Source organism: Paraliobacillus zengyii (assembly GCF_003268595.1).
Classification (GTDB): domain Bacteria; phylum Bacillota; class Bacilli; order Bacillales; family Amphibacillaceae; genus Paraliobacillus_A; species Paraliobacillus_A zengyii.
Genome location: NZ_CP029797.1, coordinates 2704637 through 2724337, shown reverse-complemented (window position 1 = coordinate 2724337; position 19701 = coordinate 2704637). Strand labels below are relative to the sequence as shown.

Sequence of the window (19701 nt, the reverse complement as noted above, 5' to 3'; positions counted from 1 at the left end):
TAACCATCTCTTTTATTTTAAAAATTTATAGGAAAAAGTACTTAATTATTTGGTGGTTTATGTCGAAAATAGAAGTAGTGCTAAAAAGCTATCGCTTTGAAAAAAATAAAGGCATTGGGTTTAGCGTTAAAAATAAAAGATACATTAAGAAAAAGGGAGGATAATCTATTGACAACGGAGAGTAAGAACATCAATGAAATGATTAAAGATTTATATAATGGTACCATCCATACGGTTAAAAAGGTTATACCAATGGAGCCAGTAATGGGTTCTCCAGAGCTTATAGCTCCACCATTAGTGGTTAAATTTGGTGTTTTAATTGGCTTTACAGGAGATTTAAAAGGAGAGTTACTTTTACAAGCTAGCCAAGAATTGTTTAGTGAGATTGGTGAAGCGATGTTTGGTATGCCGTTATCAGAAGAGATGCTTGATTCTTTTGCAGGTGAATTAGGAAATATGGTTGCAGGAAGTTTATCTACTTATCTAGCAGAAGTTAAAGTTCAAACGGATATTACACATCCCACTGTATTAAATGGTAGCACTAAATTAACTGGATTTAAGCGAGCATTACGAGTTAAAGTAGACTATGGACAAGGAAAAGAACTAGAGGTTTTCATACTGTTAAATCAATAGTCTGAAATAGATTTGTGTATATAAATGAAAGTACTTTAACCGATATTGATTTATACGTATAAAACAGGTATTCTGATACTATCTTTTATTTTGAAAATACTAGATGAAATGTGTCTATAAGATCATTCGTTACGTAACTTATCATACTATTATTATTTTATACTAGTGAATGACATATTTTATTTATAAAGGGGAAAGCAAATGAGTACTGAAAAATATATTATCTTTCAATTAAACGGTCAAGAATACGGGGCAAGTATTCAACAAATTATCTCAATTGAACGTTTACAAGATGTTGTTGCACTGCCGCAAGTTTCAGATTTTATTGAGGGTATTACGAAAATGCGTGGCGAAGTTATTCCTGTCATTGATTTAAAAACTCGAATGCATTTAGAGCGGTCTGATGAAACAGAACAATCAAGAATGCTTGTTTCTAAAGTCAATGAAGGTGAAGTAAATGTTGGTTTTGTAGTAGACGCAGCATCCGACGTAATTGATATTGATCAATCTGATATTGAAGATGCACCAACAACAATCAAAGGTGTCAATGCGAATTTTTTGCATGGTGTGGCAAAATTAGAGGATCGATTATTATTGTTGGTCGATCTAGAATATGTGTTGAACTATGAAGAATTAAATGAATTAAAACAAGTTGTTGAAGAGAAATAAGACTTGATGTAGGAGGAAATAGTATGGCTAGAATTTTAGTAACAGATGATGCCGCATTTATGCGCATGCAATTAAAAAATATTTTTACTTCTTTAGGTCACGAAGTAGTAGGAGAAGCAGAGAACGGAAAGATGGCTATAGATCTTTATAATGAGTTGAAGCCTGATCTTGTATCAATGGATATTACAATGCCTGAAATGAATGGTGTTGAGGCTCTTAAAGAAATCAAGAAAAATCATCCGGATGCTACAGTTGTTATGTGTTCTGCTATGGGACAACAGCAAATGGTGTTAGAAGCAATTCAATCAGGTGCAAAAGACTTTATTGTAAAGCCATTTGACCAAGATCGTATTCAGCAAGCTTTATCTAAAATCTTTTAAAGTATTTAAAAACGTAAAAGAAAATCTTTTACGTTTTTTCATTACTACAAAATAATAGTTAATATTTTCAAAACAGAGCCGATAATAAAAGGGAAGATTAAAATAATAGTAAGGGGTGTCATCCGATCATGAAAATCAGATTAAGTCTATTTGTTAGTTTTTTGCTAGTTATTTTATTACATACTGCAGTTATTGGCTATAGTATATTTGCGTTGGTAAAAGTGGACGCGTTTTCATTACCAATAATTATTGTTTTCGGTGTTGTTTTGATCGCGAGCTTTGCAATTGCTCACTTCTCAAGTCTGAAAATTGTGAAGCAATTAAAACAAACTAGTGAACGAATAGAAATATTAGCAAGTGATAAAGTAGAAGATCTGCCTGAATCAAATATGAATAATGAAGAGTTTATTTTATTAAATGAAGAAATTGACCATCTATTTGAGAAAACTAAAAATTCATTACAGTTTATCTCGACGATAACAGAGCATATGAATAAACAAAGTAGCACATTACATCAATATACAGATGATTTAGAGAAGGATAGTAGTTATATTACTGCTACGATGCAAGAAATATCAAGCGGTGCTGAAGAACAAGCAAATTCTGCTTCCTCTTTAACAGAAACGATGCAGAAATTCTCCAATACAATAATGAGTGTTGTATTAAATGGTGAAAATATAAAAGAAGAGTCCAAATCTATGTTATCAATCACAGATGAGGGTAGTCAACTGATGCATCAATCGGTTGATAAAATGTCGGTTATTGATGATACGATTAAACAATCGTTAGATAAAGTAAGAGGACTTGATGCTATGACATTAAAAATAACCAAGGTAGTAACTGTCATTAAAGAAGTTGCAGAACAAACTAATTTACTAGCGTTAAATGCAGCGATTGAAGCAGCGCGTGCTGGCGAACATGGAAAAGGCTTTGCAGTTGTAGCAGATGAGGTTAGGAAACTTGCAGAACAAGTAAGCTTATCTGTTACCGATATTACGGAGACAACAAGTGGCATTCAAGACGAGTCCAAAGAAGCTGTAGAAGCATTGGAACGTGGATACCAAGCAGTTAATGAAGGATCAACACAAATTCAAACGACTGGCTCTACATTTGACAAGTTAAATACTATTATAACGAATATAGGTAAAGAGATCGAGGATGTCTCAAATAACTTGTATGATGTACTTGATAATACTAAGGTTATTAATGACTCGATTACTAACATTGCAAGTGTGTCAGAAGAATCAGCAGCAGGTATTCAAGAAGCAGAATCTGCATCAGAACGTTTGAGTGGATCTGTTGAAAATATTCGCGTAGGACAAGAAGAGCTAGAAACAGGTATTAGTAAATTGAATTTCTAGTATGTAAAGAAGAGAGGTAATAGCTGAAAAAGGCTAACCGCTCTTCTTTTTTTTGTAAAAATCCAAAGGGTAGCATAAAATAATAGTATTAGTAGATATGGAGGAGATTAAAATGGATTTATTTAAAACCTTTGTAAAAAGTGAAAGACAAGTGAGATTGTTAGAAAAAGCAGCTCAAATAGCACAAAAAGTAGAAAAAAGGGTTAAAATTGCTGAAGAAACTGCATCAATGCCAATTGGAAATGTAGAAGATCTAAGAGCGGTAAACTATATGTCTCTCACATTACCTAAATCTTATGGTGGAGAAGCTTTATCGTTATATGAATTCTTATTAATGCAAGAAAGACTAGCTGCTGGTGATGGTGCCACTGCTTTATCAGTTGGTTGGCATTTAGGAGTTGTCAAAGAACTGAGTGAGGATCATTTATGGAATGATGCTATTTATCAACCATTTGCGAAAGAACTTGCTGAGAAGCAATTGTTAGTAAATCGTTTAGCAACAGAACCAGCAACAGGAAGTCCAACGAGAGGAGGAATACCGGAAACAAAAGCAAAACGTTTAGGAAATTCTTACCTATTAAATGGTAGAAAAACATTTGCATCAATGGCTAGTGTACTAGACTATTATATTGTCACCGCATATATTGAAGATCAAGAAACAGTCGGTTCATTTCTTATTGCTAAAGATACACCAGGAATTAGCATAGAACATACTTGGGATACACTTGGAATGCGCGGAACAGGAAGTGATGATGTTATTTTAAAAGATGTTACAGTTGCAGAAAATATGCTTGTTGAATTACATCAAAAGGGTAAAAAACCTACTCCTAAGGGATGGCTTTTGCATATTCCAGCTTGTTATCTAGGGATTGCAATTGCAGCACGTAACGATGCAATTGTATTTGCTAAGAATTTTCAGCCGAATAGCTTAAATACACCAATTTCAGAAGTGGCCCATATTCAACAAAAGATTGGTGAAATGGATTTAAAGCTCATGCAAGCACGCTACTTTATGTATAGTATTGCAGAGCGATGGGATAACAATCCTGAAGAAAGAGGACAATTAGGTGCGGAGCTAGCCGCTGTAAAGACAGTTGCAACAAATAGTGCAAATGAAGTAGTAGATCTAGCAATGCGCATAGTTGGAGGACGAGGACTATCTAAAGAGAATCGATTTGAACAATATTATCGAGATGTTAGAGCCGGCCTTCATAATCCACCAATGGACGATATGGTAATAAGTATACTCGCTAAAAGAGCAGTTAATTAAATGACTGCCTTTTTTGCTTGTGTTTTGAAAAATGATGCTTATTAGTTGTTATAATCCTTCCTTTCCTTCATATCCATAATAGGAAGGAGTGAATGTGATGGGACAAATAATAAATCCAAAAAGAGTATATACCTACCAACAGTTAACGGCAGACATAGAGCAATTAATCAAAACATATCCGGATCTACTCGCTGTTGATATTATTGGTAAGTCTGTGAATAATCGCTCTATTTATTCGATAAAGCTTGGAAGCGGCGAGCAAAAGATTCTCATAAATGGTGCGCATCATGCAAGAGAATGGCTAACAACAACGCTACTTATGGATATGGTTGAAACGTATTGTCTAGCAGCCTCAACCAATCAGTGTATTAGTACTTATCAGGTAAAAGATATTCTAAAGCTAGTAACGATCTACTTTATTCCAATGGTTAATCCAGATGGTGTGACACTGGTACAGCAAGGTCCAGATTTATTTCCCAACAGTAAAGAATTACGTGAGTGGAATGAAAATAAAGATGACTTTATGGATTGGAAGGCAAATATCCATGGCGTAGATTTAAACCGACAGTACCCGGCTGACTGGGAACAAATTCAGCATGATCCAGGCCAACCAGCTGCAATGAATTTTAAAGGGTACGCAGTCCTTAGTGAACCAGAAGTGAAAGCAGTTTATGATTTGGTACTGGAACATGATTTCAAGATAGCTGTAGCTTACCATTCATCCGGGGAAGAAATCTTCTGGAAGTATAAAAGCACAGGTCAACAAGAAGAATATGCAAAGAAAATCGCGGAATTAGCTAGTAATAAAACAGGTTATCAGTTGATTTATCCAACTGATAACCCGAGTGGAGGTGGCTTTACTGACTGGTTTATTAGCTATTTTAAACGACCAAGTCTTACGGTTGAAATAGCTCCTTTGATTGGTCCTAGGCCAGTTCCATTAAATTATTATGAAAAAATATGGCATGAAAATAAAGAAGTACCCTTAGAACTTGCAAACCATTTAATAATCTAACTTATGCCTGTTTCATCTGGTCAATTTTCTCTTGTAATACTTCAGCATAATCATCTAAAAGTTGGTCAAATATTTTTTTCCAACTTTTTGTTTTGGCAAAAACTCTAGCAGAAGTCTCCATTTGTTTTCTCTTTAAACGATTTGTTAGGAGTTCAGTGATCGCCTTAACAAATTGATCAGGTTTATTAGGGTCACATGCTATTCCATGAGCGTATGTGTGCTTTTCTAATAGATACTTTACTCCTCCTGTGTTGGCACCAATAACTGGAGTTCCAGATGCTAGCGATTCTAAAACAACATTTCCAAATGTTTCGGTGGCAGATGGAAAGACGAATAAGTCAGAATTAGCATAGACATCAGTTAATTCTTGACCATGTACGTAGCCAGTAAAAGTTATATTCGGGATATTAAGTTCAATTAAGCGTTGGCGTTCAGGACCATCTCCAGCAATTAACCAATGTATTTTGTTTGAAAATGAAGTTTGTAAACCGCTAATAATTTGTATGAGAGAATCAATATTTTTTTCTGGAGACAATCGTCCGACGTAGCTCAATATGAATGGAGTTGTAATGTTATATTTTTCTCTAAATGTCTCATTATGAATACTTGGCTTGAAGGCATTGGTATCTACACCACGTTGCCACAATCGTAAGTTGGTAAATCCTTTCCGTTTTAATTGTTGCATTGTATCAGGCGAGGGAACGAAAATCCTTTGCATTGGTTCATGTACACGATGTAAATACTTCCATACAGCTTGCGATAAAAAGCGTAAATGATAGTATCTTAAATATTGATCAAAATTAGTATGATAAGAACCAACTAAAGGAATTTGATTTTTTAACGCATATCTTATTCCATATAAACCAATTGAAAAAGGTGTTACAACATGAATAATATCCGGTTTGAATGCTTTTAATGATTGCTTAATTTGTGCGTAGTTAGGAAGATGAATTTGATATTCGGGATACAAGAAAAAACGCATACTTAAGAGAGGATGAATATATAGGGGTTGGCTTTGATCAAGACTAGGTTTAAAGATATGATACGTGTGCTCGCTTTGGTCTAAATAGCTAATAAAGTTAGTTAGTGTTGTCGCAACCCCATTTACATCTGGAGAAAAGGTGTCAGTAAAAATAGCGATACGCATATTTTCCCTCCTTTTATCTTAATAGCTCTACTGTAAAGATATACAAATTTCATACAAAATACGATGCGTTTTTTGTAAAAAATAAGTAAAAATTTTATCACTTAGAGTGAATGAAGCTATTTGACCAATTACTTCTACTGTTATATAATGAGTGAAATATTAAAATAGGTGATGGAGTTCACCAAATAAACCGCAAAATGCTAATGACTCCTACCAGTATAAGTTCTACTGGTAGGAGTCTGTTTATTTGAGGAGGAAATGTAAGTGAGAAACAGTACACTGCATTACATAGAGCGATTTAAAAATAGCTTTCATTTTGTTTCATTAATTTATTTAATTAAATGGATATGCTTAGCTAGTATAGTTGGAACTTTAGCTGGAGCTGCCTCTGCATTTTTCCTTGTTAGCTTAAATTGGGCAGCGACAACGCGTGAATCATATACTTATCTTTTATTTTTCTTACCTTTTGCGGGTGCGTTCGTTAGTTTTTTATATATGAGATTTGGTGGTAGCGCAATTAAAGGAAATAATTTAATTTTAGAAGAAATAAGAGATCGTAAAGAGGGTATTCCACTACGTATGGCACCACTTGTTTTATTTGGTACAATAATGACACATCTGTTTGGTGGTTCAGCTGGTCGAGAGGGTACAGCTGTGCAAATGGGGAGTACGTTTGCTGATTTCACAGGGAAAATATTTCGTTTAGACAGAATAGACCGAAAGATTATTTTAATAGCTGGGATAAGTGCTGGATTTAGTTCTTTATTCGGGACACCATTAGCTGGTACGGTTTTCGGTATAGAAGTACTTGCATTAGGTTTAGTTAGCTATCAAGCATTAATACCAGCATTTTTAGCTAGTATCGTTGGTGATCAAGTTACAAGAGGATTTAATGTTCCGCATGCACATTATATCATTGATAGCATACCAGCATTTTCAATCATAGTGGTATTGAAAGTGATTATTGCGTCAATTCTATTTGGTTTAGCTGCAGGGTTATTTAGTAGATTAACTGGTTTCTTTAAGAAAACATTTAGTAATACGTTTAAAAACCCAATGTTAAAAAGTTTTGTAGGTGGTACAGTCATTATAATACTTGTATACATAATGGGCACAAGAGATTATCTTGGTTTAGGTCTACCTCTAATTGAGGATTCCTTTAATAGCGAAGTAAACCCACTAGCATTTTTGTGGAAGATTATCTATACATCTATTACACTAGGTGCTGGATTTCAGGGTGGTGAAGTAACCCCATTGTTTGCAATTGGTGCAACACTCGGCAATATGTTAGCAGGTATACTAAACCTTCCATTAGGATTTTTAGCTGCTTTAGGATTCATTGCGGTTTTTAGTGGGGCAACTAATACGCCTTTAGCTTGTTTTATTATGGGTATAGAATTATTTGGGGCAGATGCTGCAATATATTTATTTCTTGCATGTATCATTAGCTATCTTTTTTCAGGACATACGGGCATTTATTCATCTCAACAAATAGGAACTTCAAAAAGTCGTCAGCTTATTAAAGATGAAAAGCGGATACTTTCTGATTTGTAACAAAATAAAGTAAAAAATGAAGAATGACTTTAAATGAAAACGTATACAAAACAAGTGAATAATTGGTATAATATAGAGAAGAAAATAATCAATGAGGAGAAATGCTATGTTTAATCAAATCTTACTAGCTTCAGATGGATCTGAACATGCAATTAGAGCTTGTGAAAAAGCACTTGTTTTAGCAGAGAATAATCCACAAGCAAAGATAATTATAGCGTATGTTGTAGATGGTACCACTTCAAAAACAGATGTGTTACACCAGTGGAACTCCATTGATTTAGATCAAAGTCGAAAAGCTAAGTTGCAAATTTCAGAGAGAAAGATTAAAGAAAAAGGTATTGATTATGAAATTAAAATTTTGCACGGTGATCCAGGGCCGTCAATTGTGAAATATGCAAATGCGCAGCAGGTTGATATTTGTGTAATTGGTAGTAGGGGATTAAATGGTTTACAGGAAATGGTTCTTGGCGGTGTAAGTCATAAAGTAGCCAAACGAGCCGAATGCCCAGTCTTAATTGTTAAATAATAACTCATAAGGATAAGATCCTAATCTTATAAAATTCACATTACCTTTCGTCGTAATAACATCAACTGTGACATAAACCGCCATGTTGATTTTCGCTTCGGTCAGTCGCTTTCCGCGGGCAACGCTTCAACTTCCTCGGAAGCAAAATACGCTTCCTGCGGGATTTTCAGCTGTTGCTTTTCACGCAGGAGTCGACTGTCCTACGCTACAATCAATCAGCTTAACCTGAATAGCTGTTGTCATAGCACAATTAAAATTTATGACCAGTAGACCACGTATTAATTTTAACGCCTATCCAGCGTAGGAAGTGAAATTGACTCTATTTTGACGTAGAGGTTGAACATTTTTTTGATAAGCACTAAAAAAGAGTCTGATGTATTTTTATTGTACATCTGACTCTTTTTCTTTTTTGAAAACAAGGTAGCGCATCAGAAAAAAGCTTGCGGTTGAAGATAGAAACATTGCCATTCCCTTAGCAATATTGCGAGCAAGAAGCGACGGGATTGTAATAACAGTTTGGATTGCAAATATATCCATTAAGCCAATAAATGTTCCGTTATTAATTAACAATGCAATAAATGCCTGAAAGATAAACCAGCTTAGTTCCTTTTTGTTGAAGTAAGCACGATGACTAAACGTGTATTTTGTATTCCAAATATAGCTATTAATAATTGCGCACGTGTATGCAAAAGTATTAAAAATAAGTAGTAAATTGGAATCTGTTGTAGGCCAAATCCATAGTAATATATTTAAAAGTGCAATATCCACAACGGCATTGCTGATTCCTATAGTACTAAATTGTAATGCTTGCCATTTAACTTTCTTTGCCATTCGAATAATCGCCTTTCTAGAAACTTTTTTTATACAAGTTTAATAACTCTTTAATTAGGATACAGATAAATAAGCATAATTTCAAATCTAATAAGAGGAGGATTATAGCAAATGCGATTGAATAAAGAACTAAAAGAACTAAAAGAATTAGAATCATTACAAGTGGTAAAACCAGAGGGTATTTTAACGATGTATTTAAATACAGATCCATCAGACCCAGAACAAAGTGGTGGAGAGTGGAAAATCCAACTGAAGAATAGTATGAATAGTTTTGAGAATTACTTAAAGCAAAGTGACGATAAGGAAGAACTAGATAAGTTTAAAAAAGTACGTAAACAAGTGGAAAACTTTATGTTCGAAAATCAAAAAAATCTCAAAAAAAGTGTGATTATCTTTGCCTCGTCAGATCAATCAACATGGTTTGCTGAGATTTTACAATTACGCGTTGAGTCAATGTTTTATTGGCAAGAAACGCCAGTATTAGATCAATTGAAGAATTTGAATCAATCATATCCAAAACTGGGCATCGTTTTAGCACAGCAAAACCAAGTGAAGATTATTGAAGCAGAGCTAGGAAAAATAGTAAATACGGAACTATTCGAGTTAGATCTAGACACAGAAGATTGGCGACAGTTTGCTGGTCCACGAGCTAGCACAAGCGGAAAGAATCTACAAACTGATCTGTTTGATAAGCGATTTGAAGCTAATCAAAAACGTTGGTATAAAAACCTGGCACCAACCTTGGACAAGGTAGCTAAGAATCATAACTGGAAAAAGATTTATTTAGCAGGTGAAAAAGAAGAAGCACTTGATTTGGCTAGTTACATGCAAAAAGAAGTAGATAGTATCTTTTATCAAAATATATTAGATCATGAAGAATCACAGGTATTGGAAAAAGTACTTGCTTAACAAAAAGGGCTTCTCTTACAAAAAATGTAAGAGAAGCCCTTTCAACGTGATGCAGTTACTGACACTCAGGACATCTTCCATATATCTCAAACTTATGATCATCAATCATAAAGTTACTTAATTCTTCTTGTATATCATCCATTGGACAACTTAGAATTTCCTTTGTAACACCACATTCTTTGCAAATAAAATGATGATGATGATGCTGATCACATTTCATGCGAAAAAGCTTTTCACCATCAAGCTCTGTAGATTCAAGAATATCAAGCTGGTCAAATAAATGTAAGTTACGATATATCGTGTCAAAACTAATACCGACGAAATTAGGTTCCATATGTTGTAATAGATCTTTAGCTGTACGATATCGATCTTCATTGGAGAAATAATCTAATATAACTTCACGTTTATCAGTATATTTATAGCCTTTTTCTTTCAACACGGATAACGCTTCTTGTACTTTCATATGATCGCCTTCCTTCTAGTGAAATAATCCCATGCTTTTTTTAGACCAATTGTAATAAGTAAAATAAAAATAGAAGTCATAACAATCGTACCACCAGGCGGGATTTCAAAGTAATATCCTGTTACTAATCCTATAATAACAGATAATTCACCAAAAATGACAGAATAAAATATTGTTTGTTTAAACCCTTTGGCAATTCTAATACTCGCAGCAACAGGTAAGGTCATTAAAGCTGAAACGAGTAAGACACCGACAATTCGTATAGACGCTGAAATGACAAGTGCAACTAATACAATAAATATGAAATGGATTCGTTTTGCATGAATTCCAGATACTACCGCATGCTCTTCATCAAAAGAAAGCATAAAAAGCTCTTTGTAAAATAATATTATTACGAAGAGAACAATAATGGTAATGGTTAAAATACTCCATAGGTCGTTACGACTAACAGCTGATACAGACCCAAATAAATAACTATATAAATCCGTATTAAATCCATCTGCAAGGGAGATGAAAATGACACTAAGGCCAACACCACCAGATAAAATAATAGGTATTGCTAATTCTTGGTATGCCTTGTAAACACTGCGCAGGCGTTCAACAAACATCGATCCTATAACAGAAAAAAACATCCCAGAATAAAATGGGGAGATAATGGCTAATCCATATTTCTTTTCCATTAGTAAACCAAAGGCAATGCCACCTAAGGTTACATGAGATAACGCATCAGCAATTAACGATAGGCGCCGAACAACGACAAATGTTCCTAGTAATGGGGCAATGAAGCCAATTAGTAAGCCGGTATAAAAGGTGTTTTGTAAAAATTCATACGTAAAAAATTGCGTGAGCATAAGTACACTTCCTTAACTAATTTAATGCTGATGTGTGACAAGGTTTAGATCATGACCATAAAAGTGCGATAATTCTCTATCAGTCAAATTTGAGAATGATTTCGTGTCTCCGTGAAAATGCAAGGATTTATTTAAACAAGCAATACCATCTGCATGCTCAGTCATTGTTCCTATGTCATGTGAGACTAATAATAGTGTAATATTATTTTCTTCATTCAGACGATGCAGTAAGCCATAAAATTTTTGAACATTTTCAGTGTCAATTCCTACTGTTGGCTCGTCAAGAATCAATAAGGCAGGATCACTTACTAGAGAGCGCGCAATAAATATACGCTGTTGCTGTCCACCTGAAAGATCGCCAATGTTTCTATTGATATAATCTTGCATCCCAACCATTTTAATTGCATTTACAACCTTTTGTTTATCTGCTTTTTTAAAGAAGTGGAAATAACCTAATTTAGCAGTAATTCCTGTAGAAACAACTTCTCTTACTGTTGCAGGAAAACCTCGATTAAAACTATTTGCTTTTTGTGATACGAATCCAATTCTACTCCACTGTTTAAAGTCGGTAATATTTTTGTCAAAAAGTTTTATCGATCCTTGTTGTGGCTTTTCAAGACCGAGCAATAGCTTTATAAGTGTCGTTTTCCCACCACCATTTGGTCCAACAAGACCTAAAAAAGCACCTGTATTAATTTCTAGATTAATATCTTTTAATGCATGTTTATTATCATATGCAAAGCTAACATTCTCCATTGTTATAAGTGGTTTGGACAATTTATGAACCCCCGATTCTCTTACAAAATTCACTATAGCCTATTGTATCTTAATGATTGCATTTTGTAAATAAGAATAATTACGTTTTAAGTATGCTGTAAGTTAGGCGAATTAAAAAACGTGCTTCTCCATTAGGAAAAGCACGTTTTTATTAAGATTAATGGACTGGAAATTGATTAGTGTAACCACTATATTGTTGATTTGCTTGCTGAATTTTTTGTTGATCAGCTTTATCTATGCTATACCAACCATTTTTGAACATCAAATTATACAAATTTCTCTGACAATCTTGCGTTTCATTAAAAATAGCTAGTAAATCCTGATAAAACGTTTGATTACTGGCTTCGTTTAATGCAATACTGTATGATTGTGTCATATATTTTTCTGTAGATAACATGTCATTAATAAAGTCGCGGTCATTCATTTCAGGTGTTTTGTTAACTTGTGTTTCAGGGTTCTGAACCTTTTGCTGATTCATATCTTATCCTCCTTATTATTGCATCATTGAATTTGGTTGTTGATTTGTATGTTGTAAAATCTTTTGATAATGTTTTTGGTGCATCTGACAGACTTGTTCCAAAGCAGATTTGAGCTCAGGGATAGTGCATTGTTCAGCAAAAAAATGTGCCTTTTTTGTTGCATTTAAATTCCATGACATCATGTCAGTTAAATATAATAAGTCTTTTGAAGATACAACAGTAGGTGGTTGTTGCATAATTTGACCAGTTTGAGCAGGGTTCATATTTGTTGCTTGTTGTTGCTGTTGCTGTTGCTGTTGCATATGTGGTGTCCTCCTTTTAATTTGTGCATTTGTAATGTCACCATTACTAATGAAATTATACAGTGATGATTTAGAGGCATACTACTAGTCAGGTGTGCATTTTTCTTATATACTAATAGGAAATAATCAGGGTTTATAACAATTAAAAGAGGTTATTATGATAAACTAGAAATAAAGGAGTGACATACAATGACGATTACTTTTTATGCATATCCAAAGTGTGGTACGTGTCAAAAGGCAAAAAAATGGCTTGAACAAGAACAAGCTGCGTATACTGAAATACATATAGTAGAAAACCCACCAACCAAAGAACAATTACGTTCGATTATATCTAAAAGTGACATGCCAATTAAAAAGTTTTTTAATACAAGTGGTTTAAAGTATCGAGAGCTTGGATTAAAGGATAAGTTATTGGATGCAACGGATGAAGAGAAATTGGACTGGTTAGCTTCTGATGGCATGCTTATAAAACGACCATTAACAACTGATAATGAAAAGGTTACACTAGGATTTAAACTAGAAGAATTTGAACAGACTTGGAAATAGGTTAATTTAAAATACATTTATGGAGGTAGTTAGAGTGAGTTTACCAAAAGATTTGCGTTATTCCGAAGAACATGAGTGGGTTAAAGTAGAAGGAAATAAAGTACGAATTGGTATAACAGACCATGCGCAAGACGAATTAGGTGATATTGTATTTGTAGAATTACCTGAAGAAGGTGACGATATAGAGTCAGATGAGCCATTTGGTAGTGTAGAATCTGTTAAAACTGTTTCTGAGTTATATGCTCCAATTAGCGGGAAAGTGGTTGAAGTAAACGAGGAACTCGATGATAGTCCTGAATTTGTTAATGAATCTCCATATGATAAAGCGTGGATGGTTGTAATAGAACCAAGTGATTCATCTCAGATTGAGGCATTAATGACTCCAGAAGAATACCAAGCAATGATTGAAGATGACGAATAATTAATTATTGCATGTTTTTTTTCCTTTTTCATACAATATTACAGACAGTATAAGTTATAATCCCTTGTTACAAATGCAGTAACAAGGGATTACTTGTAAATAACGTTAATTAGTAAAGTAGGTGAAGCTCATGTCTTCAAATGATACTAAAAAGATCATTATTGTTGAAGGACGTACAGATAAAAAACAAATCGAAAAATTAATTGACGAATCAGTTACGATAATTTGTACAAATGGGACGCTGGGTGTTGAGAAGATGGAAGAGTTAATACTAGATTATGACTTAGACAATCGAGACGTTTTTATCTTGGTTGATGAAGACCATTCGGGTAATAAATTACGAAAGCAATTATCAATAGAATTACCACACGCAATACACATTTTTATTGACAAGACTTTTAGAGAAGTTGCAGCAACCCCAGAATTAGAACTAGCGACAGCATTATTAAGTAGAGGAATTACTGTAAACCCTAGTTATCTTATGTAAGGTGGGAAATATGATACCAATAACGCGTGAAACAATACGTACAGTAGTGCAACCAGATAAAATGATTTTTATTTATACCCCTTTTTGTGGAACGTGCCATTTAGCGAGAAGGATACTAGAAGAAATTGAAGAAGCTTCAAATGGAGCTGTTATATTTTATGAGCTAAATGCAGGTTTATTTCCTGAGGTGATGCAACAAGAAAGAATAGAAAGTGTTCCTTGTCTATTGATGACCAATAATGGAGAGCCGAGTAAAATATACTCGTTCGAATCGTTAGGTAAGTTAAATAATTTATTACATTCAAATCGCTGAACCTATCATTTAGGCATGATATTACCTACTGCTGTAACGATATCTAAGAAATTGGCTTTATCATTAAATTGTTTATAAATAGTTCCGGTTGAATCAATTAATACAGTAGTTGGAACACCCTGACATTGATATAAGTTATATATTTCTGTTCCTTTATCCATTAAAGTTGGCTGTTCCAAAAATTCTTTAGTGAAATCTACAGCTGCTGATTGATCGCGTTCTCTACCTGTAACATTAATAGTCAACATTTTCACTTTTGGATTGTCTAGTGATCGGTAAAGTTGTTCCTTCTTTGGTAAGTCGATGCTACAATCTAGGCACCATGAAGCCCAAAAAGTAAGAATAATGATACTGCCAAGGTCATCGTGTAAATGATAATTACCTTCTTTATTTAAATAGGGTAATACAAAATTTGGTGCTAACATTTAAATCATCCTTTTAATAGAATATTGCTATTATTCTAACACATTTTATGGCGTTAAAATATGTTGACATTGATTATTAGCATATGCTAAAATTACATTTAGTTAAAATAATTACATACATTATCTCTTATCAAGAGAGGTGGAGGGACTGGCCCGATGAAACCCGGCAACCGTTAAACATTTATTTGTGTTTAAAAAGGTGCCAATTCCTGCAGAGCAATTGCTTTGGCAGATGAGAGAACAGGAAAGTTATATTCGCCAGCCAAAAACGCGTCTTTCTGTTCTCTTGAACAGAAAGTCGTGTTTTTTAATTTGTGTAGAAAGAAGGAATAGTATGATATCAATTCAACACTTGTCAAAAGTTTATAAAACCAAATCTTCAACTATTCAAGCAGTAGATGATTTAAGTTTAAATATAGATAAAGGCGAAATATTTGGTGTAATTGGATATAGCGGAGCTGGTAAAAGTACCTTTATCCGTTTAATAAATCGACTGGAGGAACCATCAACTGGCGATATAATTATTGACAATCAAAAAATAACGTCATTATCTAAAAATGAATTAAGACTTTCACGTCAAGAAATTGGAATGATTTTTCAACATTTTAATTTGTTATGGTCAAGAACAGTTCGAGATAATATTGCCTTACCACTAGAAATAGCTGGTTTATCAAGGCAAGAGCGTTATAAGCGTGTTGATGAATTAATTGGACTTGTTGGTTTGACAGGCAGAGAAGATGCATTCCCATCGCAATTGAGCGGTGGTCAAAAGCAACGTGTTGGCATAGCAAGAGCTCTAGCTAACAATCCAAAAGTACTTTTGTGTGATGAAGCAACCTCAGCACTTGATCCAGAAACAACAGACTCTATTCTTTCTTTATTAGTAGATATTAATCAAAAACTTGGTTTAACTATTATCCTTATTACACATGAAATGCACGTTATCCAAAAGATTTGTCATCGTGTTGCAGTAATGGAAGAAGGTAGAATTGTTGAACAAGGTGATGTAGTAGAGGTTTTCTCGCATCCGAAACAGGGTGTTACGAAGAAATTTGTTGAACAAGTTATGGGGAAACCGGATGATGAAGTTACAGAAGAAACATTAATAAAGTCTGTTACAAAAGGAAAGGTTTTACGTTTACACTTTGTTGGTGAAACAGCAAATCAAGCTGTTATAAGTCAAGTTGCTAAAAGGTTTGATGTGGAAGTAAATATCTTGCACGGTAACGTTAAGCAAACGCAGGCAGGGGCTTACGGTACCTTATTTGTGAATGTAATAGGTGAAGAAGAAGTAATAGAAGAAGCACTAAGATTTATTACTTCTACATCTGTTGAAGTGGAGGTGAAAAATAATGCTAACTAATCCATTTCCGAACGTTGACTGGATGGATCTATTATTTGCAATGGGTGAAACATTCTATATGACAATGCTTGCTTTAATTGGAACCTTAATTTTTGGTGTTATTTTAGGGTTATTATTATATCTTACAGCGAATGACGGCATTTGGGAAAATAAACTATTGAATTTCATTGTATCGTCAATCGTTAACGTTTTTCGCGCGATTCCATTTGTTATTTTGATATTATTACTTATTCCATTTACTGATTTTCTAATTGGAACGATACGTGGTCCCAATGCGGCTTTGCCAGCTTTAATTATTGGATCAGCACCATTTTATGCTAGGTTGGTGGAAATAGGTTTAAGAGAAGTGGACAAGGGAGTAGTAGAAGCAGCTAAATCAATGGGTGCAAAAACAACAACAATTATTTATAAAGTGTTGTTAAAGGAATCCACTCCAGCACTCGTTTCAGGTTTAACGGTAACAGCTATAGCCTTAATTGGTTACACCGCAGTTGCCGGAGTTATAGGTGCAGGTGGTTTAGGTGACTTTGCTTATTTCCATGGATTTATGCGTAGAGACTTTGATGTTGTTTTTGTTTGTACAGTCTTAATTGTAATAATTGTATTCATCTTCCAATTTATTGGTGATGCGATCACCAATAAAATGGATAAAAGGTAACCGTTAATAATACCCACTATGTTGGGAATTATATATAAAACAAAAAAAGGGGAGCAATGCAAAATGAAAAAACTTGTAACATTAATATTGTTAGTATCTGTTGGGATTATATTAGCGGCATGTGGAAACGGAGATTCAGAGGACAATGTGATTAAGGTCGGTGCAACAAGTGTGCCACATGCTGAAGTTTTAGAGGAAGCTCAACCATTATTAGAAGAAGAAGGTATAACATTAGAAATCGAACAATATACAGATTATAGTTTACCAAACCAGGATTTAGTGGATGGCACAATTGATGCTAACTACTTCCAACATGTTCCATTCATGGAAACTGAAATTGAAGAAAAGGGCTATGATATTGTTAATTTAGGTGGCGTTCATTTAGAACCAATGGGTGTTTACTCTCAAAGTATTGAAAGTATTGATGACATTGAAGAAGGAACAGAAGTAGTTATTAGTCGTAATGTACCAGATCATGGTCGTATCCTTTCTTTATTTGAATCAAATGGTCTAATAACATTAGCTGATGACGTTAAAAAATCAGAAGCGACTGTTGATGATATTGTTGATAATCCATTAAATTTAACTTTTTCAGCAGATGTAAATCCTGAATTTTTAATTGAAACATACCAAAGTGAAGAAGATGTACTAGTTGCAATTAATACTAACTATGCAATTGAAGCAGATTTATCACCAGTAGACGATGCTTTGTTTATTGAAAGTGATGATTCTTTATATGTGAATATTGTGGTTGCAAATGCAGAAGATGAGAATAATGAAAACTTAAATAAATTAGTAGAAGTTTTGCAATCAGAGGAAATTCAAAATTTCATTACAGAAAATTATAATGGAGAAGTAATTGCTGTTGGTGGATCAGAAGAATAATTCGAGAAATTCAAATGAATTCAAAGAATATTTGATGTACTTTAACTAATTTTAAACTCAATTCTATAGGTGAAGCGAAAAGGTTATTTATTAGTCCAAACGATTTGTCAACTCTTTTGTTACATCATCTTACAAATGATATAATAAATTTGTTCAAATAAAGAAAGGATGGGTTTTAACAAACCATGGATAATCTAGCTTTAACTTATACAAGTGAAATGGAAAAGGCGATGCAATTAAATCACGGTTTAGGATTCGCTGAATACGAAAGAAAACTAAATCAACGTTTAGAAATTGAAAGAGCACGAGAGAAAAGTCATCGAAATGGCTTGAAAGCAGTAACAGAGATGAAACGAAAAGTGCATCGTTAATAAAAGAAAAATATTAAGATCCCTTGCGAATACATTTGCAAGGGATGTTTGCGTTATAATAGAATAGAAACATGTAAATTAGTTTCTTCATTATAATACAATTAATAAGAAAAAGTTTGAAAACAAGTTGGAATTATGAGTGAAAATCTTGATTATAGATTCGAAATAGTATAAGATTGTAATGAGAATAAACTGAGAATGAATAAAAATTATATTGTTCATTCCACACAACATAAATAATAATTTTTTTGGGGGTATCGAAATGGCAGGATCTATTCTAGAAATTAAAGATCTTCACGTTCAAATTGAAGATCAAGAAATATTAAAAGGTGTTAATTTAACGATTAAAGGTGGCGAATTCCACGCGATAATGGGGCCGAACGGTACTGGTAAATCAACGTTGGCATCAGCAATCATGGGGCATCCTAATTATGAAATAACTAGTGGTAGTATACATTTAGATGGTGAAGATGTTTTAGAAATGGAAGTTGATGAACGTGCAAAAGCTGGACTATTTCTAGCGATGCAGTATCCAAGTGAGATTAGCGGTGTTACAACATCTGATTTCCTACGTTCTTCTGTTAATGCACATCGTGCAGAAGGAGACGAAATTCCTTTAATGAAGTTTATTAAAGAAATGGATAGTTCAATGGACTACTTAGAGATGGATAAAAATATGTCGCAACGTTATTTAAACACTGGTTTTTCTGGTGGAGAGAAGAAACGTAATGAAATTCTTCAATTAATGATGTTAAAACCTGCGATTGGTATATTAGATGAAATTGATTCTGGATTAGATATCGATGCATTGAAAGTTGTATCAAAAGGAATTAATAAATTACGCAATGAAAACTTTGGTTGCCTAATTATTACACATTATCAACGTCTTTTAGACTATGTTACACCTGATTATGTACATGTAATGATGCAAGGACGTGTTGTTAAGTCTGGTGGACCAGAATTAGTTAAACGCTTAGAGGCTGAAGGTTATGATTGGATTAAAAAAGAGCTAGGCATTGAAGAAGAAACCGTTGGTAACAACGCGTAATAGTAAGGAGGGATTAC

26 protein-coding genes and 2 riboswitches are annotated in these 19701 nt (G+C 33.9%); of the genes, 18 read left to right on the top strand and 8 right to left on the bottom strand.

Annotated features, from left to right (window positions below):
* The first annotated feature begins 96 nt into the window (after positions 1-96).
* From DM447_RS13845 to DM447_RS13820, 6 genes are all read left to right on the top strand, one after another.
* Positions 97-633, top strand: a complete 537-nt coding sequence (locus DM447_RS13845) for a chemotaxis protein CheX (protein WP_338418762.1) — start codon at positions 97-99, stop codon at positions 631-633.
* Positions 634-834: 201 nt separating this feature from the next.
* A complete protein-coding gene (locus DM447_RS13840; RefSeq protein WP_112181778.1) occupies positions 835-1302 on the top strand; it encodes a chemotaxis protein CheW in 468 nt (155 codons plus the stop codon).
* 23 nt (positions 1303-1325) lie between these two features.
* Positions 1326-1682 carry a response regulator gene (locus tag DM447_RS13835; protein ID WP_112181777.1) on the top strand — a complete coding sequence of 119 codons (357 nt, stop codon included), beginning with the start codon at positions 1326-1328 and terminating at the stop codon, positions 1680-1682.
* A gap of 128 nt (positions 1683-1810) precedes the next feature.
* The gene (locus tag DM447_RS13830) at positions 1811-3043 is read left to right on the top strand and encodes a methyl-accepting chemotaxis protein (protein WP_112181776.1); all 1233 of its coding nucleotides are present in this window, start codon (positions 1811-1813) and stop codon (positions 3041-3043) included.
* Positions 3044-3155: 112 nt separating this feature from the next.
* On the top strand, positions 3156-4313 hold the full coding sequence (locus DM447_RS13825) for an acyl-CoA dehydrogenase family protein (RefSeq protein WP_112181775.1): 1158 nt from the start codon (positions 3156-3158) through the stop codon (positions 4311-4313).
* A gap of 97 nt (positions 4314-4410) precedes the next feature.
* Entirely contained in the window at positions 4411-5328 is a 918-nt protein-coding gene (locus tag DM447_RS13820; RefSeq protein ID WP_112181774.1) for a M14 family metallopeptidase, read from the top strand.
* A 1-nt stretch (position 5329) separates the two neighbouring features.
* On the opposite strand, the gene DM447_RS13815 is transcribed toward DM447_RS13820, so the two are convergent.
* Positions 5330-6475, bottom strand: coding sequence for a glycosyltransferase family 4 protein (locus tag DM447_RS13815; protein ID WP_112181773.1), 1146 nt, complete (start codon positions 6473-6475; stop codon positions 5330-5332).
* A gap of 158 nt (positions 6476-6633) precedes the next feature.
* A riboswitch (Fluoride riboswitch) is annotated at positions 6634-6695 on the top strand.
* A 59-nt stretch (positions 6696-6754) separates the two neighbouring features.
* Between DM447_RS13815 and DM447_RS13810 the strand changes: the two genes are divergently transcribed.
* Entirely contained in the window at positions 6755-8029 is a 1275-nt protein-coding gene (locus DM447_RS13810; protein WP_112182757.1) for a voltage-gated chloride channel family protein, read from the top strand.
* A 106-nt stretch (positions 8030-8135) separates the two neighbouring features.
* The gene (locus tag DM447_RS13805) at positions 8136-8555 is read left to right on the top strand and encodes a universal stress protein (protein WP_112181772.1); all 420 of its coding nucleotides are present in this window, start codon (positions 8136-8138) and stop codon (positions 8553-8555) included.
* Between the two features lie 381 nt (positions 8556-8936).
* On the opposite strand, the gene DM447_RS13800 is transcribed toward DM447_RS13805, so the two are convergent.
* Complete coding sequence (locus DM447_RS13800) at positions 8937-9386, bottom strand: GtrA family protein (RefSeq protein ID WP_112181771.1); 450 nt, start codon at positions 9384-9386, stop codon at positions 8937-8939.
* Positions 9387-9497: 111 nt separating this feature from the next.
* Between DM447_RS13800 and DM447_RS13795 the strand changes: the two genes are divergently transcribed.
* Positions 9498-10295, top strand: coding sequence for a VLRF1 family aeRF1-type release factor (locus DM447_RS13795; RefSeq protein ID WP_112181770.1), 798 nt, complete (start codon positions 9498-9500; stop codon positions 10293-10295).
* A gap of 55 nt (positions 10296-10350) precedes the next feature.
* On the opposite strand, the gene DM447_RS13790 is transcribed toward DM447_RS13795, so the two are convergent.
* The 5 genes from DM447_RS13790 to DM447_RS13770 all read right to left on the bottom strand — a co-directional run bounded on the left by DM447_RS13790 (position 10351) and on the right by DM447_RS13770 (position 13167).
* The gene (locus tag DM447_RS13790; RefSeq protein WP_112181769.1) at positions 10351-10758 is read right to left on the bottom strand and encodes a Fur family transcriptional regulator; all 408 of its coding nucleotides are present in this window, start codon (positions 10756-10758) and stop codon (positions 10351-10353) included.
* The gene (locus DM447_RS13785) at positions 10755-11609 is read right to left on the bottom strand and encodes a metal ABC transporter permease (protein WP_112181768.1); all 855 of its coding nucleotides are present in this window, start codon (positions 11607-11609) and stop codon (positions 10755-10757) included. The genes DM447_RS13790 and DM447_RS13785 overlap by 4 nt, the downstream gene beginning before the upstream one ends.
* A gap of 21 nt (positions 11610-11630) precedes the next feature.
* Complete coding sequence (locus DM447_RS13780; RefSeq protein WP_199286607.1) at positions 11631-12386, bottom strand: metal ABC transporter ATP-binding protein; 756 nt, start codon at positions 12384-12386, stop codon at positions 11631-11633.
* A gap of 157 nt (positions 12387-12543) precedes the next feature.
* Positions 12544-12864, bottom strand: coding sequence for a spore coat protein (locus DM447_RS13775; protein ID WP_112181767.1), 321 nt, complete (start codon positions 12862-12864; stop codon positions 12544-12546).
* 15 nt (positions 12865-12879) lie between these two features.
* Complete coding sequence (locus DM447_RS13770) at positions 12880-13167, bottom strand: hypothetical protein (RefSeq protein ID WP_241964528.1); 288 nt, start codon at positions 13165-13167, stop codon at positions 12880-12882.
* A 189-nt stretch (positions 13168-13356) separates the two neighbouring features.
* Here DM447_RS13770 and DM447_RS13765 point away from each other — a divergent pair, with 189 nt between their 5' ends.
* The 4 genes from DM447_RS13765 (at position 13357) to DM447_RS13750 (ending at position 14934) form a co-directional block, all read left to right on the top strand.
* A complete protein-coding gene (locus DM447_RS13765) occupies positions 13357-13713 on the top strand; it encodes an arsenate reductase family protein (RefSeq protein WP_112181766.1) in 357 nt (118 codons plus the stop codon).
* Positions 13714-13747: 34 nt separating this feature from the next.
* On the top strand, positions 13748-14134 hold the full coding sequence (gene gcvH / locus DM447_RS13760) for a glycine cleavage system protein GcvH (RefSeq protein WP_112181765.1): 387 nt from the start codon (positions 13748-13750) through the stop codon (positions 14132-14134).
* Between the two features lie 130 nt (positions 14135-14264).
* Positions 14265-14621, top strand: coding sequence for a toprim domain-containing protein (locus tag DM447_RS13755; protein ID WP_112181764.1), 357 nt, complete (start codon positions 14265-14267; stop codon positions 14619-14621).
* 10 nt (positions 14622-14631) lie between these two features.
* A complete protein-coding gene (locus tag DM447_RS13750; RefSeq protein ID WP_112181763.1) occupies positions 14632-14934 on the top strand; it encodes a thioredoxin family protein in 303 nt (100 codons plus the stop codon).
* 5 nt (positions 14935-14939) lie between these two features.
* Here the strand turns inward: DM447_RS13750 and DM447_RS13745 are convergent, their stop codons facing one another.
* Entirely contained in the window at positions 14940-15359 is a 420-nt protein-coding gene (locus tag DM447_RS13745; protein ID WP_112181762.1) for a TlpA disulfide reductase family protein, read from the bottom strand.
* A gap of 124 nt (positions 15360-15483) precedes the next feature.
* A riboswitch (SAM riboswitch) is annotated at positions 15484-15598 on the top strand.
* A 95-nt stretch (positions 15599-15693) separates the two neighbouring features.
* Here DM447_RS13745 and DM447_RS13740 point away from each other — a divergent pair.
* The 5 genes from DM447_RS13740 to sufC all read left to right on the top strand — a co-directional run bounded on the left by DM447_RS13740 (position 15694) and on the right by sufC (position 19684).
* Complete coding sequence (locus DM447_RS13740) at positions 15694-16722, top strand: methionine ABC transporter ATP-binding protein (protein ID WP_112181761.1); 1029 nt, start codon at positions 15694-15696, stop codon at positions 16720-16722.
* Positions 16712-17380, top strand: coding sequence for a methionine ABC transporter permease (locus tag DM447_RS13735; RefSeq protein ID WP_112181760.1), 669 nt, complete (start codon positions 16712-16714; stop codon positions 17378-17380). The genes DM447_RS13740 and DM447_RS13735 overlap by 11 nt, the downstream gene beginning before the upstream one ends.
* Before the next feature lie 63 nt (positions 17381-17443).
* Complete coding sequence (locus DM447_RS13730; RefSeq protein WP_112181759.1) at positions 17444-18265, top strand: MetQ/NlpA family ABC transporter substrate-binding protein; 822 nt, start codon at positions 17444-17446, stop codon at positions 18263-18265.
* A 185-nt stretch (positions 18266-18450) separates the two neighbouring features.
* Entirely contained in the window at positions 18451-18636 is a 186-nt protein-coding gene (locus DM447_RS13725) for a YuzK family famiily protein (protein WP_112181758.1), read from the top strand.
* 262 nt (positions 18637-18898) lie between these two features.
* Positions 18899-19684, top strand: coding sequence for a Fe-S cluster assembly ATPase SufC (gene sufC, locus DM447_RS13720; protein WP_112181757.1), 786 nt, complete (start codon positions 18899-18901; stop codon positions 19682-19684).
* Positions 19685-19701 lie beyond the last annotated feature (17 nt).